Raw genomic sequence first — 22,524 nt, 5'->3', positions numbered from 1 at the left:
AGCCGAGCGAGCGTCGGGCCGCCGCCCGGGCCCGGCGACGAGCGTGGCCGAGACGGTGAAGCCGAGGTTGCCGGCGCGGGTGTCGGTGACGACGACGCGGGCGAGGCCCGTCGTCGGTCCCCGCCCGGTACGGCCGCGCGGGGTGAGGTCCACGACCTGCCCTGCCGCCGAGGTGATCGACAGCAGCCCCGCGGGGATGGTCAGTGCGACGGCGCCGGCGGCCCCGCTCGCCGGGGCGGGGCCCGCGACCTCCACCGGGGCGGAGGACGAGCCGGCATGCGTGGCCGTGGCCGCGAACCGCGCGCTGAGGCGGTGGGCGACGGACGGGTCGAGGGCCGACGTCGTGAGGGACGCCGTGCCGCCGTCGAGCGGCAGCAGGGCCACCGGTGCGCCGTCGTCGAGCACGGCGACCGTGCCCGTGGGGGCCGCTGCGGCCCCGCCCCGGGCCGCAGCCACCGAGACCGTGACCCGCAGCGCACCGTCCGGGGCCGACGTCACGACGACGGCGGTGGTCGTCGCGACGTCGTGCGGCCCGCCCGGTGCGGGTGCCGCACCCGTGGCGGCGACCAGGGCGAGCACTCCTGCGGCGAGGGTCGATCCCAGCATGCGCTGCTCCCGGTCGGGTCCGTCGGGACCCGTGGCGGCCCGACGCCCCACCCATCGGCCCCGGACCTGCCGACGTGAGCGCCGTGGTCCGCCCGTCACCCCGAGGACACCGCCCGTTCAGGCCGGCGGCCTACGGTCGGGGCACATCCCGCAGCCGTGCCGCCACCACCCCCAGGAGGTACCCCGTGTCGGAGTACGAGTTCATCGACGGCCCGCTGGCCGGCCAGACCCTCGCGTCGAGCGATCCTCACAGCGAGGGCGAGGTGCTGGCCGTCGAGGTGATCGACCTGGCCCAGCACCCCGACGACGTCCCGCGGTTCGACTACTACGTCGAGGCCGGTCCGGTGCCGGGCGGGCTCGGCCGGCTGCGCCACGCGGCGTTCCGGCCGGCCGAGCGGTCCGACCGGGGAGAACCGGTCACCGCAGCCTGAGGCGCTCCGCAGGAACCCGCCCGAGGACCGCCGCCGGGCGCCCGACGGCCCGGCAGGCGCGAGGATGGGCGGGTGCACCGTTCCCGGGACCGTCGAGCGGTCGTCGCCGTCTGGGTGACCGGTCCGCGCGGGCGGGAGACCTCCGCCCTGCTGCGCCACCTCGACCCGGTGGAGGCTGCGCGCGCCGCAGCGCTCCCCCCGGACCAGGCGGCACGGTTCGTCCTCGCCCGGGCGCTGCTCCGCGGGGTGCTCGGCGAGCGCCTGGGGTGCGCGCCACGGGACGTCGACCTGCGCGTGGCCTGCGCCTCGTGCGGCGGACCGCACGGCCGGGTCACGGTGGCCGGGCCACCGGGCGGCGAACCGCTGCACGTGAGCCTCACGCGCTCGGGTCCGCGGGTGGCCGTGGCGCTCACCACCGCGGGCCCGGTCGGGGTGGACGTCGCGTCGCCCGCAGCGGTCGGCGCCGCCCCGCTCGCGGGCGTCGCCCTCTCCGCGGCCGAGCGCCGCCGTCACGACCGGTCGCGACCCGGTCCGGACCGCGGCCCGGACGCCGGCCTCGCGCACGTCTGGGTCAGCAAGGAGGCAGCGCTCAAGGCCTTGGGCACCGGGCTGCTCGTCGACCCGGCGGATCTCGAGCTCGGCGGGGCGGGCGGCCCGCGCGGTGGCGTGGCGCACCATCGCGGCACCGTCCTGGCGATCGCGCCCCTCCTGCTCGGGCCTGGCGTCGTCGGCGCGGTCGCCGTGGCCGCCCCGTCCGCCGCGAGCCCGGGCCCCCGGTGGGTCGCCCGCCGGGCCGGCCGTCCCGTGGTGGACGTGCGGGTGCACGACGGCGCCGCGGTGCTCGCGCGGCTCGCGGCCGGCTGAGCCGACGGCGGCCCCGCGGCCCGGCGGCCCGGGAACGGGCACGGGCACGGGCACGGGCACGGACCTATCGCGAGGCGAGCTTGGGCAGCCGCGGCCGGTCGAGCCAGGACTCGAGGAGCTCGGCGACGGCGCGGGCCAGGCGCTGGCCGCCCGCCGCCGTCGCGTGCTCGGCGCAGTGCGCCCGGAAGTCCGCCGTGGTGACCGAGCCGTCCGCATGCCGCGACGTCCAGCCGCGCACCAGGTCGAAGAACGGGTCGTCCCCCAGCGCCAGCCGCAGGGCGTGCACCGTCAGCGCCCCGCGCTTGTAGACGCGGTCGTCGAAGATCCGCGCGTGGCCCGGGTCGGCGAGCACGAGGTCCTGGGGGAGCTTCGCGAGCCGGCCGTGCCACAGCCGCGCCATCGCGTCGGCGCTGGGACCGCCGGCGGCCTGCGACCACAGCCACTCGGCGTAGCACGCGAAGCCCTCGCTGAGCCAGATGTGCTGCCACGAGGCGACGGAGACGGAGTTGCCGAACCACTGGTGCGCGAGCTCGTGCGGGATGAGGCGCTCGTCGCCCTCGACGGGTTCCACCAGGTGGTTGACGCCGAAGATCGACACCCCCTGCGCCTCGAGGGGGATCTCCAGCTCGTCCGGCGTGACCACCAGCGTGTACTGCTCGAACGGGTAGGGGCCGAACAGCTCGATGAACAGGGTCATCATCGCGCGGTGCTGGGCGAGGCCCACCTGGACCGCCGGCCGCAGCGCCGCGGGCAGGACGGCGTGCTGCGGCACCGGACCCGCCGCGAGCAGCATCCGGTCGTACTGGCCGATCTGCACCGTCGCGAGGTACGTCGACGTCGGGTGCTGCTCCTCGTAGACCCACGTGGTGGTGCTGGCGCGGGCCCGGGTCGAGACGAGGACGCCGTGCGCGAGCACCCGGTACGGGCTGTCCACGGTCAGCGACGTGCGGTAGGTCGCCTTGTCGGCCGGCCGGTCGTTGCACGGGAACCAGGTCGGGGCGCCGGTGGGCTGGCTCGCGACGACGACACCGTCGTGCAGCTCCTCCCAGCCCACCGGCCCCCAGGGGCTCGGGGCCGGGGCCGGGTTGCCGCCGTACCGGATCGTGACCGTGAGGACGGTCGACGGCGCGACGGCCGCGGCCAGGCGCAGCACGAGGCGCCTGGCGCGGTGCTGGTGCCGCACGAGGGTCGCCCCGGTGACGGTGACCCGCTCGACCGCCAGGCCGACGAGGTCGAGCGCCAGCTCGGTGAGCTCGCGCTGCACGCGCACGCGCAGCGTCGCCGTGCCGGTGAGGCGGTTGGGCGCGACGCGGTAGGTGAGGTCCAGGTCGTAGTGCTCGACGTGGAACGCGGTGCTGCCGCCGGTGGGCTGGTACGGGTCCCGGGGCTCGGCGGGTGCCGGCTTCACGCGGCCGCCCGCTCCCGGCGCCAGGGTGCGATGGGGTTGCCGACCCAGCGGGACCCGGCCGGGACCCGCTCGCCGCGCAGCACGAGCGACGCCGGGCCGATCGTCGACCCGGCACCGAGCTCGGCCGCCGGGAGGATGACCCCGTGCGGGCCGAGGGTGGCGCCCGCACCCAGGCGCACCGTGTCCAGGCTCATCACCCGGTCGTGGAAGAGGTGGGTCTGCACCACGCAGCCGGGGCCCACCGCCGCGCCGTCGCCGAGGTGGACCAGGTCCGCCTCCGGCAGCCAGTACGTCTGGCACCACACGCCGCGCCCGATCCGCGCACCCATCCCTCGCAGCCACCACACCAGCGCGACAGTACCCGTCACCGCGTCGGCGAAGTACGGCGCCGCGACCATCTCCGTGAAGGTGTCGGCCAGCTCCCCGCGCCACACGGCCGAGCTCCACAGCGGGTGCTCCCCGGCGCGGAAGCGACCCACCAGCAGCCACTTCGCGGCGATCGTCACGAGCGCGGCGACCGCCCCCGTGCCCAGCAGCACCACACCGCCGAGCGCCGCGGCGAGGCCCCATCCGCCGCTCAGGACGATCGCCTGCAGCGTCAGCAGCGTGCACAGCGCCAGCACGCCGACCATGAGGGCCGGCACCACCCGGCACGCCTCGACCGCTCCGCGCGCCCACCGCAGCCGCGCCGGCGGGTCGTAGGTGCGGCCCGGGTCGTCCAGCGTCGCGTCCCGGGGCAGCAGCACGGGTGGGCTGCCGAGGTAGCTCGAGCCGGCCCGCGTGCGCCGGGGGGTCGCCGAGAGCACCGCGACGAGCCCGTTCTTGGGCACCGTGCGGCCGGGCGCGGTCATGCCGGAGTTGCCGACGAAGGCCCGGCGGCCCACCTTGGCCGAGGCCACCCGGACCCAACCGCCGCCGAGCTCGTAGGGCGCGACCATCGTGTCGTCCGCGAGGAAGGCCCCGTCCTTGAGCCGCATCATCCCGGGCAGGCCCACGACGGTGGAGATCTCCGTGCCGCGGCCCACCTCGGCGCCGAGCAGGCGCAGCCACACGGGGGTGCCGACCGCCGAGTAGACCGGGAAGAGCACGGTGCGCGCGGCGTCCATGAGGCGCTCCACGGTCCAGGCCTGCAGGCCGGCGCGCGAGCGCACCGGGTGGTAGCCCTCCTGGATCCCGCGGCCGAACAGCCGCACGGTCACGACCACCAGCACCGCGTAGCAGAGGTACGCCGCGGCGGTGGCCGCCAGGCCGGCGAGCAGCACGGGCCCGACGGCGTCGCCCAGCGTCGGGGCCGTGCGCACGGCCGGCGCGAGCAGGAGCAGGCCGACCCCGACGGCGAGCACGGGCAGCGCACCGACGAGCGTCCCCGCGGCGCCGTAGGCCAGCACCCAGCCGGCCGCGCGCGCGGGGACGGGGCGCGCGGCGGGCCACGGGTGACGGGCCTCGTGCGCCCGGGTGGCGGGCGAGCCCACCCAGTACTCGGCGTCGCCGGTGGTCCCGTGCACGGCGGAGCCGGCCGCCACGTCCGTCCCGGGCCCGACGTGGGCGCCCGGGTAGAGCACCGAGCGTGCGCCGACGGTGGCCCCCGCCCCGATCGTCACGGCGCCGATGTGCACCACGTCGCCGTCGACCCAGTGGCCCGACAGGTCCACCTCGGGCTCGACGGCGCACCCCGCACCGAGCGTGAGCATGCCGGTCACGGGCGGGACGGTGTGCAGGTCGACGTCGGGGCCCATCCGCACCCCCAGGGCGCGGGCGTACAGCCCCACCCATGGCGCGCTGGTGGGGGTGAGGGCGCCGAAGCCCTCGGCCAGGCGCTCGGCCGCCCACAGCCGCAGGTGCACCGAGCCGCCCCGCGGGTACGTCCCCGGGCTCACCCCGGCGAGCAGCAGTCGCGCCGCGAGCGCCGTGACACCCATCCGGCCCACCGGGCTCACCGTGAGCACCCAGCCGGCGAGCACCCACCACCACGAGACGCCCACGGCCCACGGCACCTGCCACAGCGCGTCGAGCACCGCGTTGACCGCCGCGAGCGCCGTGAGCCAGCGCAGGCCGACGAGCGTGCGCAGCGGCAGCAGGGCGAGCAGCTGGACGGCCTGGGCGCCGGGCGGCACCGGACGGGCCGGCGCTGCGCCGGGCGGCAGGGTCGTGGCCTCGGCGTCGGGCCAGCGCGCCGCGAGGTGCGCCGCGAGGTCCCCGACCGCCGGGTGGTCGTACACCTCGGCGACCGTCACCTCGGGGTAGCGCGCGCGCAGCGCGGAGACCAGCTGGGCCGCGGTGAGCGAGCTGCCCCCGCGCGCGAAGAAGTCGTCCTCGTCGTCGGTGGGGTGCACGCCGATGACCGCCGTCCACTGCTCGCCGACCCACGCCGCCACGCCCTGCAGGGTCGTGGCGCCCGGGTCACCCAGACCCGCGAGCGGCCAGGGCAGCGCGTCGCGGTCCACCTTGCCGGAGGTCTTGGTCGGGATCTCGTCGACGACGGCGAGCAGCGGCACCATCGTGGCCGGCAGCTCGCGACGCAGCAGCGTCAGCAGCGCGGCGGTGTCGAGCCCGCCCGGCCGGTCGGCGTCGGCCGGCACGACGTAGCCGAGCAGCAGGGCGGTGCCGGCCGGCGTGCGCCGCACGGCGGCGGCCGCGGCACCCACGCCCGGCAGGGCGAGCAGCGCGGCGTCCACCTCACCCAGCTCGATCCGGTGGCCGTTGACCTTGACCTGGTCGTCCGCCCGGCCGAGGAAGACGAGACCGGCAGGGTCCAGCCGCACGAGGTCGCCCGTGCGGTAGGCGCGGTCCCAGCCCAGGGACGGCATCGGGGCGAACCGCACGGCGTCGAGCTCGGCGTCGAGGTACCGGGCCAGGCCGACGCCGCCGATGATGAGCTCGCCGCTGCCGCCGTCCGGCACCGGTGTGCCGTCCGGGCCGACCACCGCGAGGTCCCAGCCGTCCAGGGGCAGGCCGATGCGGACGGGCTGGTCGGGCTCGAGCAGGGCGCCGCAGGCGACGACGGTGGTCTCGGTGGGCCCGTAGGTGTTCCACAGCTCGCGGCCGGGGCGGGCGAGGCGCTGGGCGAGCTCCGGCGGGACGGCCTCGCCGCCGAAGATCAGCAGCCGGACGGCGTCGAGGGTGTCGACGGGCCACAGCCCGGCGAGGGTCGGCACGGTCGAGACCACCGTGATCTCGCGCTCCACGAGCCACGGGCCCAGCTCCAGGCCCGCGCGGACGAGCGCCCGGGGTGCCGGAACCAGCGTGGCGCCGTGCCGCCACGCGAGCCACATCTCCTCGCACGACGCGTCGAACGCCACCGACAGGCCGGCGAGCACACGGTCCCCTGGCCGGATCGGGGCGTCGCGCAGGAAGAGCCCCGCCTCGGCGTCGACGAACGCCGCGGCGCTGCGGTGGGTCACGGCGACCCCCTTGGGCCGGCCGGTGGACCCGGACGTGAAGATGACCCACGCGTCGTCGTGGGGCCCGGGCGCCTGGTCGGGGTGCGGCCCGGGGGCGAGGGTCGCCGGGGTGCCGTCGGGCGCCGCGAGCTCGAGCCCGTCCCCGACGACGACGCTCACCCCCGCCTCGGCGAAGGTGCGGCGCGCGCGGTCGTCCGGGTCGTCGGCGTCGACCGGGACGTAGGCGGCCCCGGCCCGCAGCACCGCGAGGATCGACAGGTAGAGGCCGACGGTTCCCGAGGTGGCCCGCACCCCCACCCGGTCCCCGCGCCGCACACCGGCGGCGGTGAGCCGCTCGGCCCGGATCCGCACGGCCTCGGCGAGCGCGGCGTAGGTGAGCACCTCGTCGCCGTCGTCGATCGCGACGGCCCGGGGGTGCCGGGCGGCCGTCGCGGCGAAGACCTCCACGAGGGTCCGCGCGGGCGCTGCGCGGTGCGCCGCGCGCCAGGGGTCCTGGGGCATGCCGTTCGGGCTGGTCACGGGTGACGGCTCTCCTGCTCGGTACGAGCCGACGACCGCACGGACCCGATGGGTCCAGTGTGCGCCGTGCGGGTCTCGGGCGACGACCGGCGGAGGCTGTCACACCCCGGTGAACGCCCGGTGGCCGGTCGTTGAACGCCACGGGTCCCCCGCCGCGGTGTTCATCCCGACCGTGCCGCTCAGCCGCTCAGCCGCTCAGCCGAAGCGACCGCCGACGTAGGCCTCGGTGCGCTCGTCGCGCGGGTTGCTGAACATCGCGCCGGTGTCGCCGTGCTCGACGATCACCCCCGGTGTGCCCTGCTCCGCGAGGAAGAACGCGCACTGCTGCGAGACGCGGGCCGCCTGCTGCATGTTGTGCGTGACGATGACGATCGTCACCTCGTGCATGAGCTCCGCCATCGTGTCCTCGATGACCCGGGTGGACGTGGGGTCGAGCGCGGAGCACGGCTCGTCCATGAGCAGGACGCGCGGCCGCACGGCGAGCGACCGCGCGATGCACAGCCGCTGCTGCTGGCCCCCGGACAGGCCACCGCCGGGCGCCGTGAGGCGGTCCCGCACCTCACGCCACAGGCCGGCCTTGGTGAGCGACTCCTCGACCAGGTCGTCCTTCGTCGCGTTCGACGCCTTGACGCCCGTGAGCTTGAGGCCGGCCAGCACGTTCTCGCGGATCGACATGGCCGGGAACGGGTTGGGCTTCTGGAACACCATGCCGATGTCCCGGCGGGCCTCGGTGACGCGCCGCTGGGCCTCGTAGATGTCGTGGCCGTCGAGCATGACCTCGCCGGCCAACGACGCGGAGGGCACCAGCTCGTGCATGCGGTTGAGGATGCGCAGGAAGGTCGACTTGCCGCAGCCCGACGGGCCGATGAGGGCCGTCACCTGGCCCGGCGGCATCGTCAGCGAGACCCGGTCGAGCACCTGGTGCGAGCCGAACCACGCCGAGATGCTGCGTGCCTGGAGCTCGGCCAGGCCGGTGGGTGGGATCGACGGCGGCACCACGCGCGGGGCGGCGTAGAGGTCGGTGCGGGTCATCGCCTCGGCGGTCTGCGCGACGAACGGGTCGTCCGGCAGGTCGTCGGACCAGAAGGTCGCCGCGCTGCCGACGGCGGGCGCCGGACCGGGGGTGGTGGCCGGGTGGGCCACCGTGGCCAGGCTGGGCGCGGGCGCCGAGGCGTGGTTGACCACGGGCACCGGGCCCCCGGCCACCACCGCCGGCAGGACGACCGTCGGTCCCGACGACCCGTGGGCCATGGGCACGGCCGGGGTGCCCGGCTCCCCCGGGGTGAGGTCTCGCATCAGGCTGCTCCCGCTCCACGTCGTCCGATGATCAGTGCCCGCCCGGCGAAGCCGAGCCCCGCCGCGGCGCCGGTCGCGCCCAGCCCGACGAGGCCCCACTGCGCCGCGCCCCAGCCGCGCCCCTGGGCTACCCACTGGAGGTCGGGCGCCGGCCCGTCGCCCGCGGCCGTGGCCTCGCCGTCGTCCGCGACGTCCGCCACCGGCTCGACGACGGTCTCCGGGACGGGGACCGCCGAGCCACCGCCGCCGCTGCTGGAGCCGAAGGAGGCGCTGGGCCGGCGGGTCGTCGTGGGCGCCGTGGGCGCCGTGGGCGCCGGGGTCGCGGTGGCCGGAGACGCCGGGATGGTGAGGTTGAGCAGGTCGTCGTCTGCCGCCTGCGCTGCGGGTGCCGGCAGCAGGATCGCCGCACCACCGAGGGCCAGGACGAGGGTCAGCACGGCCCCGACCGACGGACCGCCGGCAGGGCCAGCGCCCGCGACACCCACCACGTCGCCGCCGCCGCGCCGCGCCGCGTCGAGCGCGCGGTCCCACTCCCGCTCACCGTGCAGGCGCCGCAGGCGCCTGCGGCGCACCAGAACCCACACCGCGACGCCGAGGGCGATGACCAGCAGCAGGCCGGTCCACGAGATCGCGACGACCATGCTGCGGCCAGTGCTCGAGACCAGCGGGACCTCGGTCGCCGGGCCGGGGGCCGCGGCCATCGTGACGTCCACGACGGCCGTGAGGACCACGGCCGGGGCGACCCCCTCGAGCACCGAGGTGACGGTGAACGAGTCACCCGGCAGCACCTCGCGGAGCTCCTCGGGCTCGAGCTCGGCGATGGTGATCCCGAAGGGCCCCACAAGCCGCAGCCGCGGCGTCCCGATGACCTTGACGTTGCCCGTGTTGACCACCTCGTACGTCACGGTGGTCGGCGCACCGGCGAAGGGGACCCCTGTGAACCCGTAGGAGGCGTTCACCGAGCGCACCTCCAGCGCGGCCGAGACCTCGCCGGCCACGCGCACGTTGAGCCGCACGGCGACCCGGGTGTCGACGATCACGCCGGACTCCGGGAGATTGGCGTCGACCACCGAGACGACGATGCCACCGGGGTGGTCCCCCGGAGCGGCCCCGGCGGGCACCTCGACCGTGAACGCCACGACCGCCTCGGACAGCGCGGGGATGGTCACCTCCGACGACTCGACGGTGACCCACGAGCCGACGTCGGTGGGCGCCGTCGCGGCCGGCTCGAGGTCGTAGCCGCCGGTCGCCGTGTTGAAGCCGTCCGCCCCGTACACGCGGAACGTCCGCTCGACGGTCGAGGAGTTGGTGACCAGGACGCGGTCCAGGACCTCGGCCCCCGGGGCGGCCTCCAGCTCGTAGCGGATCCGGCCGTCCGGCGCACCCTCGTCGGTGGTCGGGGTCGCCGACCACGCGGTGGCCTCGCCCTCGGCGAGCGCCGGCTGGCCGAGGCCGACCAGTGTCGCCCCGAGCAGCGCCGCGCCGATCACGAGGCGCCCTGTACGGGTGACCAGGGACTTCATCAGATGCTCCACCTCGTGATCGGCGACGGGCTGCGGTCGGGGCTCTGGCGAGGTCAGCCGGCGACCAGCGTGACCGTCACCGTGGAGGTGTAGGTGCCCTCCGCGGTGGCAGCCGGGATCGCCATGGCCAGGGCCGCGGCGAGCGAGGTCACGCCGCGCCCGCTGGCGGTGCTACGGCCGAGGGTCTGGCTGCTGCTGAGCCCGAGGCTCGCGGGCACGTCGAGGGCCGAGGCGACCGCTCCGCCGGCCTGCACCATGAGCGGGCTACCGGCGTCCGGCGTGATGACCGGGGTGGCGGGCGTCCAACCGAGGTACTTGGCCGAGACGGTGCCAGCGGTGCCGGTGAAGTCGGACGCCTGGACGCTGACCTCCCAGCCGGTGAGCAGGTCGTCGCGCCGGGTCTCGGTGACCGTCAGGGCGGGAAGCGGCGCGCCGGCGGTGACGCGGGTGTTGCCGGAGTCCCTGGCGCCGGTGAGCTGCACCTGAGGCACGGCCGGCAGCGTCAGCAGCAGCGTGCCCGGCTCGCCGAGCGGCTGGCCGGGGACCCCGAGGACGAGGGTCAGCTCGCCGGATGTCGCCGTGCCGAGCGTCACGTCGACCGCGGAGGACGTCGAGGCGGCGTAGGCGGCTGCGTCCGTGGGCGTGAACGTCGCGCTGTAGCTGTGCGCGCCGATGGCCGGCGCGTAGGTGTACGTCGCTGTGCCGCCGGTGACCGGGGCGGTGCCGAGCGTGGTCGCGCCGTCGAGGAACGTCACCGTGCCGGCCGCGGCGCCGGGCGCCACCGTCGCCGAGAGCGTCAGGTCCGTGCCGCTCACCGTCGGGGTCGCCAGCGTGGTGGTGGTCGCGACCGCGGTGGCGCCGCCGCCGGTGTAGGCCGGGGAGGCGATCGTCCACGCGATGTCGGTCGAGGTCGTGCCGGACACCGCGACCGCGGTGCGGAAGCTCGCCAGCGTGGTGCCGGCGATGTCCTTGCAGACCGAGATGAACGGGAACGTGCCCGAGCCCCCGTTGGCGAGGTTGTACGCCAGGATCTGCGGCTTCTGCATGCGGTCGGCCTGGAGCGTCGTGGTCGTGTAGAAGCGACCATCGGCGTCCTGGGCCGTCGCGGGGGCACCCATGGGCACCTGGTCCCACAGCTCCTCGGCGACCCCGGCCTGCGGGATGCGCACGTACGACTGCAGGTTGTTCGTGCCTGCCGGGCACGCGTTCTCCGTGGTGAGCGTCACCCACGGGCGAGCGGTGAGAGAGCCCGAGGTGATCTGCGTCGCTGCCGACTGTGAGGCCAGGGGACCGGCCGTGGCGAACCAGTAGATCCCGCCCGCGAGCACGGGGCTCTCGTCGTTGGCGGAGGCCGGCGCGGCGACGGCGACCAGCGCCATGCCGGCGAGCAGCGCGCCGGAGGCGAGCGCTGCCAGAGACTTGGTGACTCTCATCGAGGTGTTCCCTTCACGGAACGATCTGTGGCGACCTGGGCGAGCTGCGCCAGGACGAGGATGCTGGGACGAGGTGAACGACGGACCCCCGGTGGGCGTCCGAGGGATGTCCACGGGCGGTCACCGTCCGACGGCGGCGGAGGTGACCGTCGCGGTGTGGCGGCCGGGCGAGACAGAGGTCGGCACCCGGTCGACGGCGAGGACCCGTGCGGCGCCGCCGGGCCCGGACACCGAGCCGAGGGCGGCGCGGTCCCGACGGACTCGGCCGTCAGCACGTACCCGCCCGAGGAGACGGCCGTGAGGGCTTCGGACCGGCACCCAGCGCCGATGTCCCCAGGACCGCTGTCCCGTCCGTGACGGGCTCCGTGCCGAGGAAGACCGCGCCGTCGAAGAACTCGACGGCGCCCGCCGCGTCGGGCGGGTCCACCGTTGCCGTGAGGAGCACGGGGGCGCCGAGCTCCACGGTCGCGGTGGAGGCCACGAGGCTGGTCGCCGAGGCCAGCGGGGCCATGGGGAACGCCCCTGGTCCCGGCACGGCCGCGGCGGCCGGTGCGGCGGGGAGGGCCAGCGCCGCACCGGCGAGCCGGATGCCCGCCAGCCCGGCCGACCACGTCGGTGGGCTCCTCATCGTCCCGATCCCCCGGCGTCGTGCGGTCCGCCCCGGGCCGGCCAGGCCCGGGGCGGCAGAGCTGTCGGTCAGCGGTGCGCCCGGCGACCGCCGGACGCCGCCGGGACGCGCGGGACGGGCAGGTCTGCGTCCGGGCCGGGCGCAACCGGCGCCGCCGCTGCGACGTCGACCACCGGGGCCACCGGCACGACCGGGCCGGGCGCGCCCGTGCGGCGCGCCCGACGGCCACCCTGCGCCGGCGGCGCCGCCCGGCGAGCGCGCCTGCGCAGCACCAGTGCGACCAGCAGCGCGAGGAGCGCGAGGAGGATCCCGAGGACCACCCACGGCACGGCCCACAGCTGGACAGATGCGGTGACGGTCCCGATGCCCGGGTCCTGCCCACCGGCGGCGGCCACCGCGGTGGCGTCGATCGTCACTGCCTCGCGGATGAGGGGCCACACGTCCTCGACCACCGTTGTCAGGCGGGTCTGGCCACCGGGCATGAGCTCGTCGACGCGCGTGCCGTCCGCGCTGCGGGGCAGCAGGCCGAAGGGCCCGGCCACCCCGACCGACGGCTCCACGGCCATCCGGACGTTCCCGGTGTTGGTCAGGGTGTACTCGACGCGCACCGACCCGGACTCGAAGGGGGAGCCCGGCAGCCACGTCGCCACGACATCGCTCAGCGCGAGGTCGGGGTCCAGCTCACCCTGCACGCGGATGTACACGCGCGCTGCAACGCGCTGCTCGAGCTGGATGCTCGGGCTGTTCTCGCCGCCGGCGCCCACGCTGACGAGCGAGGCGATGAAGCCGGCGACGTGGTCGCCCGGCTCGGCGTTGGTGGGGATGGTCACCGTGAACGGGACCACGGCGTACCCGAACCCGGTCTCCGGGGTCTGCGCGGGAACCTCGATCGTGGTGGGGCCCTCGATGGAGATCCATGACCCGGCATCCGTGCTCGGATCGGCCTTGGCTCGCACGGCCAGGCCGCCCCCCTCCGCCATGATGACGTCCGCACCGTAGACCTCGAGCGAGACGGGGACGTCGTCCTGGTTGATGAGAGCTGCGTGCTCGTAGACCACGGCCCCGGCGGGCGCCGTCATGGCGAGGTACGGGCGCTGGTCCGGCCGGTCGACGCCGGCCGGGCTGATCCCGAAGGAGACCAGGTCCTGCGGGGTCTGCGTCCCCTCACCCTCGCCCGGCGTGGGCTCGGGCAGCGGGGCGGCGGCGGCCGGAGCGGCGACGAGCACCGTCGCGGTGAGCAGGACGGCGGCGAACGCCGTGCGCAGCGGGCTGTGCATCGTGAACGGCTCCCTGGGATGCGGAAGGTTGGCGTGGTGCTGGCTGGTGCGAGCTGCGGCAGAGCAGGGGAACGGCTTCGGGGAGGTGGGGCGCGTCGCGCCCCACCTCCCCTGGTCACCGCCCGGCCGGAGCCGGGCAGGTCACCGTCAGACCGCGGTGAAGGTCACCGTTGCGGTGTAGAGGCCGGGGGCGACCGAGGTGGGAACCTGGTCGACACCGAAGGTGCCGTACATGGCCGCCGTGCCGACCGACTGGCCGGCCGCGTAGGTCGCGAAGACCTTCGGGACGTCCAGGCCGTCCGTGAAGGGCGCGTGGTTGGTCACGACGACGTTGGACGCCTGGAGGGCGTTGCCGACGACCTGCACCGGGGTGAGGCCGGTCAGGCCCGCGTGGAGCCCCGGGAAGGAGCCCGTGGCGCCGACGAACGCACCGGACACGACCGAGGCGGTGAAGCCCAGGTTCCCGGCGCGGGTGTCGGTGATGACGATGTCGTTGAACGGGGCCGACGCGGAGAAGGTCGAGTCCGACGGGTCGAGCGTGGCCACGCCCAGGGCGAGCGGCGCGGCCGGGGTGTACGGCGTGGTGATGGAGATGGTGCCGGCCGGGATCTCGACGGTGACCGTCTGCTCGTCGACGGCGCCGACGAGGGTGTACGTCGCGGCGACGGCGGCCGAGGCCGAGTTGCCGTACGGGGCCGTGCCCACGAACTCCGCGACCAGCGAGTGCGCGCCGGCGCCCAGGACGTTGGTCGTGAAGGTCGGGACGACGCCGGCCGTGACGGTCACCGAGCCGAGGCTCGTCGTGCCGTCCTTGAAGGTGACCGTGCCGTTGGCGGCACCCGAGGAGGCGACCACCGTGGAGGTCAGCGTGACGGCCTGGTAGGCCGGGCCGCTGTCGGGCGTGACCACGAGGGTCGTGGTGGTGGTGCGGGCCGCGACCGGGGTGACCTCGACCGAGACCGGCGCTGACGTCGACGCCCCGTAGCCGTTGCCACCGGCGAAGACCGCCGTGACCGCGTTGATGCCGACCGGCAGGGCGCTGGTGGAGAGCGTCGCGACACCGGCGGCGGGGGTGGCCGTGCCGAGCGAGACCGCGCCGGCGAAGAACTCGACGTCACCGTTCGCGCCGGCCGGAGCAACCGTTGCGGTCAGGTCGACCGCGGTGCCCGCCTCGACGGTGGCGGCCGAGGCCGTCAGCGTCGTGGTGCTCGCCAGCGTGATCGCCGGGGTGGCGAAGGTCCAGGCGATGTCGGTCGAGGTCGTGCCGGACACCGCGACCGTCGTGCGGAAGCTCGCGAGCGTGGTGCCGGCGATGTCCTTGCACACCGAGATGAACGGGAACGTGCCCGAGCCACCGTTGGCGAGGTTGTACGCCAGCACCTGCGGCTTGGTCATGCGGTCCGCCTGGAGCGTCGTGGTCGTGTAGAACCGACCGTCGGCGTCCTGCGCCGTCGCGGGGGCACCCATCGGGACCTGGTCCCACAGGTCCTCGGCGACCCCGACCTGCGGGATGCGCACGTACGACTGCAGGTTGTTCGTGCCGGCCGGGCACGCGTTCTCCGTGGTGAGCGTCACCCACGGGCGGGCCGTGCCCGAGCCGCCGAAGATCTGCGTCGAGGGCGTCTGGGAGGCCAGCGCGCCAGCCGTGCTGAAGAAGTAGATCGCGCCCGGGACAACCGGGCTCTCGTCGTTGGCGGAGGCCGGGGCGGCGACGGCGATCAGCGCCATGCCGGCCACGACCGAGCCGGCAAGCATGCCGGCCAGGGTCTTCTTGAGACTCATCGGACTACCTTTCGAGTGTCTTCTGGATGGTCAGAGCGGGAACGGTCAGTTGGTCGTGAAGTTGGTCGTGGCGACCTGGGTCGGAACGCCGCAGACGCCGCCGTCGAGCGGGCCGGCGAGCTGGGTGAAGCCGGCCGCGGCGATGGGGCCGTTGCCCGAGCCGGAGCAGATGAAGCCGTCCGAGCCGAAGGTGCCGGTGAACCAGGACTTGGTGAGGTCGGCTGTCCGGACGACGTTGTAGAGCGCGCGCTGGGCAGAGAAGCTGCCGGCACCGTTGACGAGCTTGATGCCCGTGGCGGTGGCGAAGCGGCCGGTCGAGAAGGGCGCGACGGCGTTGGGGTCGCCGGCGATGGCGGTGGCGTCGTGCTCCTGGGAGACCTGCACGTTGGCGCCGAGGACGACCGCCACGTTGCCGTTCGCGGCCTTGAGCTGACCCTCGAAGAACGAGCGCGTGCCCGAGCCCGCCTGGGGGATGTAGGGGACGATGACGCCGGCGGCGCCACCGATCTGGTTCCAGTTGGTGACGTTGCCCTTGTAGATGTCCACCATCTGCGCCGGCGAGATCGCGACCGGGGCGTTGGACGTGGTCGCCGTGACGAGCTTGAGGCCGTCGACGGCGAACGGCACATGCCACAGGCCAGCGGTGTTCTCGGCGGCGGAGGGCCCAGAGGAGGACCGGGCGAAGTTGACGTTGGCGTTGTTGGCCGCGCCGTAGAGCAGCGCCTTGCCAGAGCCCGAACCGTTGGGACGGACGATGGCGGCCGTGCCGGCCTTGAGGACGATGTTGGCCGGGCCGTCCGTGACGAGCGCGTCGAAGGAGACGAGGCGGGCACCGGCTGCCGTGGCGTTGAAGCCCGGCGTGAAGGCCCCGGAGACCACGCCGTCGGCGAGGTAGTTCATGGCGAACTGCGAGGTGTCGGAGCCGACACCGACGATGTCCTTGGGCTGCGGCGTGGGGTCGGCGGCAGCGGGGCCGGCGACGGAGGCGGCCAGCAGGCCGGCCAGCGCGGCCGTGAGGAGAACGGAGACCTTCGATCGCTTCATGGGGAGAGAGCCCTTCATGTCATGGTCGACGAGCCGGTGTCCCGGCCCGGGAACAACCTGTCGAAACCGGGCAAACCGCCGAGGTTCACAGGGTGAACACAGGACATCGCCGGTGGGTCCGCGGGACGTCCCGGCCGGCCGGGACGTCGTGGGCGGTCGGGCGCGCCGTCAGAGCAGGTTGGGCAGCAGCTGCACGGCGGAGTCCGCCGCGAGCCACGCGGCCGCGACCAGCACCGGGACCGCGAGCACCCACACCGCGCGCCCCGGCAGCCGGCGCAGCGCCAGCACGGTGACCACCGCCGCCACGAGCAGCACCTGGAGGCTCAGCGCGAACACGGGCAGCACGCCCGGGTCCGCTGCGAAGGCCTTCTCCGCCCCCGGCACCGCTGCCGGGCGGCCGCCCGGACCGGTCGCCGCATCGCCCACCAGGGTCGCATCGACGTAGACGGTGCGGTCGGGGGCCACGGCAGCCAGGACGCCCTGGCCCTCGGCGGTGACCAGCGTCAGCCGGGCCCCGCCCTGCCCGAGGGCAACGGGCAGGGGGTCGCCCTCGCGGCGCACGCCGTCGACCCGGTAGACGAACTCGCCCTGGCCTGTGGTCACGGTCACGCCGTCGCCCTCGCGCAGCTGGGCGAGGATGCGGAACGGCCCGCCGTAGGAGGCGGCGCGCCCGTAGACGATCGCTATCCCGGCCTGGCCGGGCAGCACCGTGTCCCGGCGGTGGCCGGGGCCCATCATGAGGTCCGCGCCGGCCGTGCCCTCGACGACCACCTGCTGGAGCCCGAGCGTGGGGATCTCCAGCAGCGCCACGGGCGTGCCCGGGTCCAGCGCCCCGCCCGTCGGTGCGGTCTGGGCCGCGAGCTGCTGGCGGAGCTCGGCGTGCAGCACCGCCTGCGACCTGCCCTGGGAGAGCCCGCTGAGCACGAACACCTGGAGCAGGAACCAGCCGGCCAGCAGGGCCAGCACGAGCAGGGCGGTGACGACCACCGACGTGCGGTGGGGCATGGGCTGGCGCGGCGGCAGCGGGGCCGCCGGCCGAGCCGACCGGCGGTCGGTCGCGCCGGCGGGCCGACCGGGCCGGATGCGCGAGCGCGTGCGGTCGGGCGCCTGTGGCACCGCGCCGGGGCCGCCGTCCGGCGCCTCGGCCGGCGGTGCGTACGGGTTGAGCTCGTCCACGACGCTCATCCCAGCCGCCGCCGCGTCGACCATGCCCACAGCGCCGGGGCACCGACCACGCCGGCGAACGCCGCGAGCAGCGACCCGCCCACGGCCCGCTGTCCGACCGCCGAGCGCTGCACCACGGTGGTCCCGGCCGAGGTCGCGGCCACCACGTCGCCGGGCTCGGCCGCGGCCAGCCCGTCGATGCTCGCCGCGGCGACCGAAGCCGGGGTGGTGCCGCCGGGGGCGCGCGCGACGCCGGCCGTCGGGACGGGCAGCGGCACGGGCTGCGGGGTGGTCGAGGGCGCCGCGGCCATCGCACCCTGCTGTGCGACGATCGCCGCCGCGACGGCCCGGGCTGCGGTGGACAGCTGGGCGGTGGGGCCCGAGGTCGACATCGGCAGGAAGCCGTCGGGCAGCTGACCGTTGGCCGTCCCCGGTGTCTGGCCCTCCGTGGTGGCGATGCCGATGAACTCCGCGACCGTGGCGGCATCCGCGGCCGCGAGGCCGGTCAGCCGGGCGGCAGCGTGCACGATCATCGTGCCGGGGTAGGCGGTCGCCGGCAGTGCGCCGCGGTCAAAGGTGAAGGGCGCCCCCACGGCCGACTGCGTCGCCACCTGGACCGCCGCGGCCATCGAGGCCTCGCTCGCCGCGACGAAGGTCGCGCCGGCGCGCGTCCCGTCGGTGCGCAGCTCCGCGGTGCGCAGGCCGTACCGCTCGGCGTCCCCGAGCGAGACCAGGCCGAGCATGTTGCGGTTGCCGAAGTCCTGCCGCGCGACGCGCCCGAGCTTGAACGGCACGGCAGCCGTCCCCGCTCCCGTGCAGACCGTCGAGACGTTGGGCCACGCGTCCAGGGTCGCCACCGCGATCTTGCGCAGGCTGTTCACCGGGCTGGCGACCTTCTGGAAGTAGGGCGCCGGGTTGGCCCGCAGACAGGCGTCGCCGCTGGCCGGGATGTCGGGGATGTACCCGTCGAGCATCGGCCACTCGGCGCGGGGCACCTCGACGTCGAGATAGGCGGGGTTGACCACCATGCCCCACGGGTCGGGCTCGCCACCGAGGAAGGCCATCGCCTCGGTGTCCCCGGCGATGTACTGGGTCAGCGCCGTCATGACGTCGGAGGACTCCGAGAGGGACAGCACGGTGGCCATCGCCTCGAGGTCGTTCTGCTTGATCGCCGGGTTGAGCTCGAGGAACTCCGGGTCACGCGAGAGCACCAGGGGGTTGTTCGCCAGCCCCGCCCGAGCCCGGCCCAGGTTGGTGGCCGGGTAGGACTGGGTGAGCAGCTTGGCGAGCAGCCGGGGGGTGAGGCGCATCCGGGCGAGCTCCCCCGCGTTGTCGGCGAGGTCCGAGACGTACGCGATCGCGAAGCCGCTCACCGCCACCGGGGCGTACCCCAGCGGCACCGTGCTGGACTCCGCGGGCTCCGAGACGAACGCCGCGACCGCCTCGCCCGTCTCGAGCAGCCGGAGGGAGATGGGCTCCGGATAGCGGTTGTGCTGGAACTTGAAGCGATCGGCCCGCAGGCAGTAGGCCGGGGCCCACTGGAGCGACGCCTGGTTGAGCACCTCGGAGCCGTACATGGCGACCGGTGCACGGTCGTCGAGCACGTCGCACGCGTCCGGCGGCAGGGTGAAGCTCAACGGGACGCTGAAGCGGTGGCGCCAGTTGGACTCGGACCACCAGTAGTACGGCGAGACCGCCGCGTCCACGGTGAGGTTCTCACCGTTGGTCGAGCCCGGGGCGTAGGCGCCGTCCGCGCGGCACGCGGCGTCGCCGTCCGCGCAGCTGATCCCCATGATCGGGATGACGACGATGGAGCACGGCACGGCGTCCGAGCAGCCCAGCGACTCGTTCTCGGTCGCGGTGCGCACCTCGAACTGGACCTCGCCGGTGCCGTCCGCCGCGGTGAATGCGGCGATCTCGGCCGCCGGCAGCGCGCCGTCGAGCGCCGACTCCGGGGGGATGGTCGAGTCGGAGCAGGACTCGAACACCGTCCCGTTCGCTGCCCGGAACGGCAGCAGGTGCTGGGAGAGCAGGAACGTCGGCAGCTGGGGACCGCACACCTCGGGCCAGGTGGCCGGGTCCGGGTCCGCCGTGTCCACGGCATCGGCGTAGCGGTCGTGCTTCCACACCGCGACCGTGGGGCTCGCGACGGAGTACCGCTGGTTGTAGACCGTCGTCCAGCACGTCTCGGGCTGGAGCTGCTGGTCGGCAGGGAGCGAGGTGTCGTCCAGGCCACGGCACTGGAGGATGACCACCGGGTACTCCTGGTTCATCCCCCCGTACCCGTAGGGGTTGTTGGCCCGGGCGGCGCTGGGACGAGCCCCGGACCACGAGACCAGCACGCGCTCGCGTCCCCGTAGGTTCTCGGTGTGGTCCACCGTCACCGTGACCGTCCGGGAGTCCGCCACCGCGGCGCTGCCGTCGGCCTCGAGGTGCTCGCGGGTCAAGGTCTTGGTCTCGGTGTACCCCGGTGCGTCCTGCGCCGCTGCGGCGGGCGCTGCCGACATCGCTCCACCGACCACGAGGGCTGCCAGCAGCGCGCCCGAGCCGAGCAGCGCCGCCGTGCGGTGCAGGCGCGCCGTCAGACGCCCCGCGGCGTTCACGGGGCCACCGCCGCGCGGCGGTGCCGGGCCAGCAGCAGTCCCGGCACAAGGACCACGGCCAGGAGCTCGAGCGCGGCCAGCCCGCCGAACGCGATCGCCCCGCCGACGGGTCTGGCCACCGCCGTCGTGACCGCGCCGCTGGCCGTCCCCCCGGCACCCGTCCCGGCGTCGCCGATCGGCAGGCCCGTCTCGGGGTCGATGGTCACCACCCCCGCCGCCGCGCCGTCGGCCGTCACCGCGCCGTCGGCCGCGGCACCCGTGGTGCCGACGGTGCCCGTGGTGCCCGACGTGCTGCCGCCCGTGGTCCCCGTGCCGCCAGGGTCGGCGCTCTGGCCGGCACCCAGGCACGGCCCGGCACCGGCCTGGTCGCACGCGGCAGGGGCTGCGGCCACCTCGGCGAGCCGGTTGCGGGACAGGTCCCCCGCCACGAACGTCGGGTTGTTGCATCGGGTGGCGTCGCGATTGGCGACGTCCACCGCCGGGTCCGCGGCGCCGAGCTTGGCGACCTGCTCGAAGCCCGCCTGGACGAGGTTGAGCGGCAGCGGCGAGTACCCGTAGGCCCCCGCCTTCCCCTGCCCCTCGCACAGCGAGTAGAACATGAAGTCCACGAGCGTCTGGCGCTTGTTGGTCGTCATCCGCTGGTCGTTGGCGCCCGTCGGCAGCAGCATGTAGCTGTATGAGGACAGCGGGTAGGCACGCGGGTCGGCGTTGGCGTACACCCCGTCGAGGATCTGCGTGAGGTACAGCGGCGAGGACTGGTCCGTGTTGATCTGCGCCGCGGTGAGCGCCACGGCCACCGCGTACTGCGTGGGCTCCACGTAGAACCCGGACGCGTTGAGCACCTTGACCACCGGGAACCCCTTGTTGACCGGGTAGGAGTACTCGACGTAGGCGATGGTGCCGTTGCCCGCGGCCGAGGCCACGGTGTTCATCACCTGGTCCGAGCCGTTGGCCGCGATCATCCGGGTGCCGCTGGGCTTGGGGTAGTACGACGTCAGCCCGGACCGGCCGAAGTACGGCCGCCAGATCGACGGGTACTGCTGGTCGAGGTAGGTGGTGAACTGAGCCGTGGTGCCCGAGCCGTCCGAGCGGACCACCGGGACGATCGGGGTGTCGGGGAAGCTGCGGCCGTTGTTGTCCGCCTTGATGGCAGGGTCCGCCCAGCTGGTGATCTGGTTGGTGAAGATCTTGGCGATCGTCTCGCCCGAGAGGCGGATGTCGCGCACCAGCTCGCCGGCGGCCTCGAGGTGGTACGTGAACGCCGTGCCGCCCGCGACGATCGGCAGGTAGGCGAACTCGCGGCTCCCCGCGGTGTCGGCGTTCCCGTACTCGTCGGTGCCCTGGTACGGGATCTCCGAGATGCCGAAGTCCGTGACGTTGGCGGAAAAGTTCTTGCGCCCCTGGGACGAGCCGCCGCCGTTGTAGGTGACCGCCATCCCGTTGGCCGCGACGTCGGCGATCCACTGGTCGACGATCACCTGGCTCCACGTGGAGCCGGAGCCCTCGATCTGGCCGTAGGCGGCCCAGGCCGGCGACTGGATGCCCACCAGCAGGCTCAGGGCCACGAGGCCCGCGGCCGCCGCGGCATGGCGCAGCCGGGTGCGCGCCGAGCGTCGGCGGCGGGTGCGGGACGCGGCGCGCTCTCGTCGGGTGGTCATGGGTGCTCCTGCAGGGCGTCGGGGGCTGGTCATCGTCCGGTGCGCTGGCGGGCGACCCGCCGCGCGACGACGAAGAGGAGGAGGACGAGGGCGAGCAGGATCGACGCCGCAGCGAAGCCCCGCTCGACATAGGTGGGCTCACCGCTGCGGACGGCGCTGAAGATGAACAGCGGCAGGGAGTTCATCACCCCGTCGAAGGGGTTCAGCACGAAGAACGACGCGGCACCCGAGGTGAGCAGCACCGGGGAGGTCTCGCCGATGCCGCGGGCCACGCCGAGGATGAGCGCCGTGGCCAGGCCGGGACGGGCGGTCGGCAGGACAACGTCCCAGACCGTGCGCCAGCGCGAGGCGCCCAGCGCGAGGCTCGCCTCGCGCAGACCGCTGGGCACCACGCGCAGCACCACGTCGGCGGCCCTGGCGATGATCGGCAGCATCATCACCGAGAGCGCCGCCGCCGCTGCGATGCCCGAGCGGGGCACCCCGAGCCCGACGATGAGCGTGGTGTAGATGAACAGACCCGCGACGATGGACGGCAGGGCGGTCATCGCCTCGACGACGGTCCGGACCACCTTGGCGAACGGTCCGCCCACCTCGGTCATGAACACCGCCGTGCCGAAGCCGAGCGGCACCGTCACGGCCACGGCGATGGCGATCTGGATCACCGAGCCGACGATCGCGTGCGCCACGCCGCCCTCGGTGAGCGGGTCGCGCGGGCCGACGCCGGCCATGTCGTCGATCCACATGTTGAGGTGGGCCAGCGCGGGGCCCCCACGCACGAACGTGTAGACCACCGTCGACAGCAGCGCCACCCCGACGAGGGCCGCGCCGCCGGTCACGACGGCCTGGGCCAGCCGGTCGGCGACCAGCGGCCCGTCGGAGGTGATCGC

The 22,524-nt window shown here is 75.0% G+C and carries 16 protein-coding genes; 2 read left to right on the top strand and 14 right to left on the bottom strand.

What is annotated here, in order from left to right:
* The coding region (locus tag PKY62_RS04675) for an Ig-like domain repeat protein (protein WP_324535350.1) at nucleotides 1–606 on the bottom strand (606 nt) is incomplete at its 3' end.
* 185 nt (nucleotides 607–791) lie between these two features.
* Here PKY62_RS04675 and PKY62_RS04670 point away from each other — a divergent pair.
* Together PKY62_RS04670 and PKY62_RS04665 are read left to right on the top strand one after the other, a co-directional pair.
* On the top strand, nucleotides 792–1,037 hold the full coding sequence (locus PKY62_RS04670; RefSeq protein WP_324535348.1) for a hypothetical protein: 246 nt from the start codon (nucleotides 792–794) through the stop codon (nucleotides 1,035–1,037).
* A 72-nt stretch (nucleotides 1,038–1,109) separates the two neighbouring features.
* Complete coding sequence (locus PKY62_RS04665; protein ID WP_324535346.1) at nucleotides 1,110–1,901, top strand: 4'-phosphopantetheinyl transferase family protein; 792 nt, start codon at nucleotides 1,110–1,112, stop codon at nucleotides 1,899–1,901.
* 64 nt (nucleotides 1,902–1,965) lie between these two features.
* Here the strand turns inward: PKY62_RS04665 and PKY62_RS04660 are convergent, their stop codons facing one another.
* From PKY62_RS04660 to pstA, 13 genes are all read right to left on the bottom strand, one after another.
* Nucleotides 1,966–3,309, bottom strand: coding sequence for a M1 family metallopeptidase (locus PKY62_RS04660; protein WP_324535344.1), 1,344 nt, complete (start codon nucleotides 3,307–3,309; stop codon nucleotides 1,966–1,968).
* Nucleotides 3,306–7,211: a Pls/PosA family non-ribosomal peptide synthetase gene (locus PKY62_RS04655; RefSeq protein WP_502875785.1), complete on the bottom strand. Its 3,906-nt coding sequence runs from the start codon at nucleotides 7,209–7,211 to the stop codon at nucleotides 3,306–3,308. The genes PKY62_RS04660 and PKY62_RS04655 overlap by 4 nt, the downstream gene beginning before the upstream one ends.
* 213 nt (nucleotides 7,212–7,424) lie before the next feature.
* Nucleotides 7,425–8,261 carry a phosphate ABC transporter ATP-binding protein gene (locus PKY62_RS04650; protein WP_502875784.1) on the bottom strand — a complete coding sequence of 279 codons (837 nt, stop codon included), beginning with the start codon at nucleotides 8,259–8,261 and terminating at the stop codon, nucleotides 7,425–7,427.
* Nucleotides 8,262–8,524: 263 nt separating this feature from the next.
* Entirely contained in the window at nucleotides 8,525–10,048 is a 1,524-nt protein-coding gene (locus PKY62_RS04645; protein ID WP_324535340.1) for a WxL protein peptidoglycan domain-containing protein, read from the bottom strand.
* A 53-nt stretch (nucleotides 10,049–10,101) separates the two neighbouring features.
* Nucleotides 10,102–11,481, bottom strand: coding sequence for an Ig-like domain-containing protein (locus tag PKY62_RS04640; RefSeq protein ID WP_324535339.1), 1,380 nt, complete (start codon nucleotides 11,479–11,481; stop codon nucleotides 10,102–10,104).
* A gap of 268 nt (nucleotides 11,482–11,749) precedes the next feature.
* Nucleotides 11,750–12,109: an Ig-like domain repeat protein gene (locus PKY62_RS04635; RefSeq protein WP_324535338.1), complete on the bottom strand. Its 360-nt coding sequence runs from the start codon at nucleotides 12,107–12,109 to the stop codon at nucleotides 11,750–11,752.
* 68 nt (nucleotides 12,110–12,177) lie between these two features.
* Nucleotides 12,178–13,386 (bottom strand): hypothetical protein, encoded by a 1,209-nt coding sequence (locus tag PKY62_RS04630; protein WP_324535336.1) that lies wholly within the window; start codon nucleotides 13,384–13,386, stop codon nucleotides 12,178–12,180.
* Nucleotides 13,387–13,533: 147 nt separating this feature from the next.
* Nucleotides 13,534–15,168 (bottom strand): Ig-like domain repeat protein, encoded by a 1,635-nt coding sequence (locus PKY62_RS04625; RefSeq protein ID WP_324535334.1) that lies wholly within the window; start codon nucleotides 15,166–15,168, stop codon nucleotides 13,534–13,536.
* Between the two features lie 45 nt (nucleotides 15,169–15,213).
* Nucleotides 15,214–16,212, bottom strand: a complete 999-nt coding sequence (locus PKY62_RS04620) for a substrate-binding domain-containing protein (RefSeq protein WP_324535332.1) — start codon at nucleotides 16,210–16,212, stop codon at nucleotides 15,214–15,216.
* A 168-nt stretch (nucleotides 16,213–16,380) separates the two neighbouring features.
* Nucleotides 16,381–17,397 (bottom strand): sortase, encoded by a 1,017-nt coding sequence (locus PKY62_RS04615; protein WP_324535330.1) that lies wholly within the window; start codon nucleotides 17,395–17,397, stop codon nucleotides 16,381–16,383.
* On the bottom strand, nucleotides 17,394–19,979 hold the full coding sequence (locus PKY62_RS04610) for a hypothetical protein (protein ID WP_324535328.1): 2,586 nt from the start codon (nucleotides 19,977–19,979) through the stop codon (nucleotides 17,394–17,396). Before PKY62_RS04610 ends, PKY62_RS04615 begins: the two co-directional genes overlap by 4 nt.
* Nucleotides 19,976–21,637 carry a phosphate ABC transporter substrate-binding protein PstS gene (locus PKY62_RS04605; RefSeq protein ID WP_324535326.1) on the bottom strand — a complete coding sequence of 554 codons (1,662 nt, stop codon included), beginning with the start codon at nucleotides 21,635–21,637 and terminating at the stop codon, nucleotides 19,976–19,978. Before PKY62_RS04605 ends, PKY62_RS04610 begins: the two co-directional genes overlap by 4 nt.
* Before the next feature lie 29 nt (nucleotides 21,638–21,666).
* Nucleotides 21,667–22,524, bottom strand: an 858-nt coding sequence (pstA, locus tag PKY62_RS04600) for a phosphate ABC transporter permease PstA (protein ID WP_324535325.1), incomplete at its 5' end; no start/stop codon positions are given.

This window comes from Actinotalea sp., assembly GCF_035443605.1.
GTDB lineage: Bacteria > Actinomycetota > Actinomycetes > Actinomycetales > Cellulomonadaceae > Actinotalea.
This window is presented reverse-complemented; position numbering and strand designations above follow the sequence as displayed.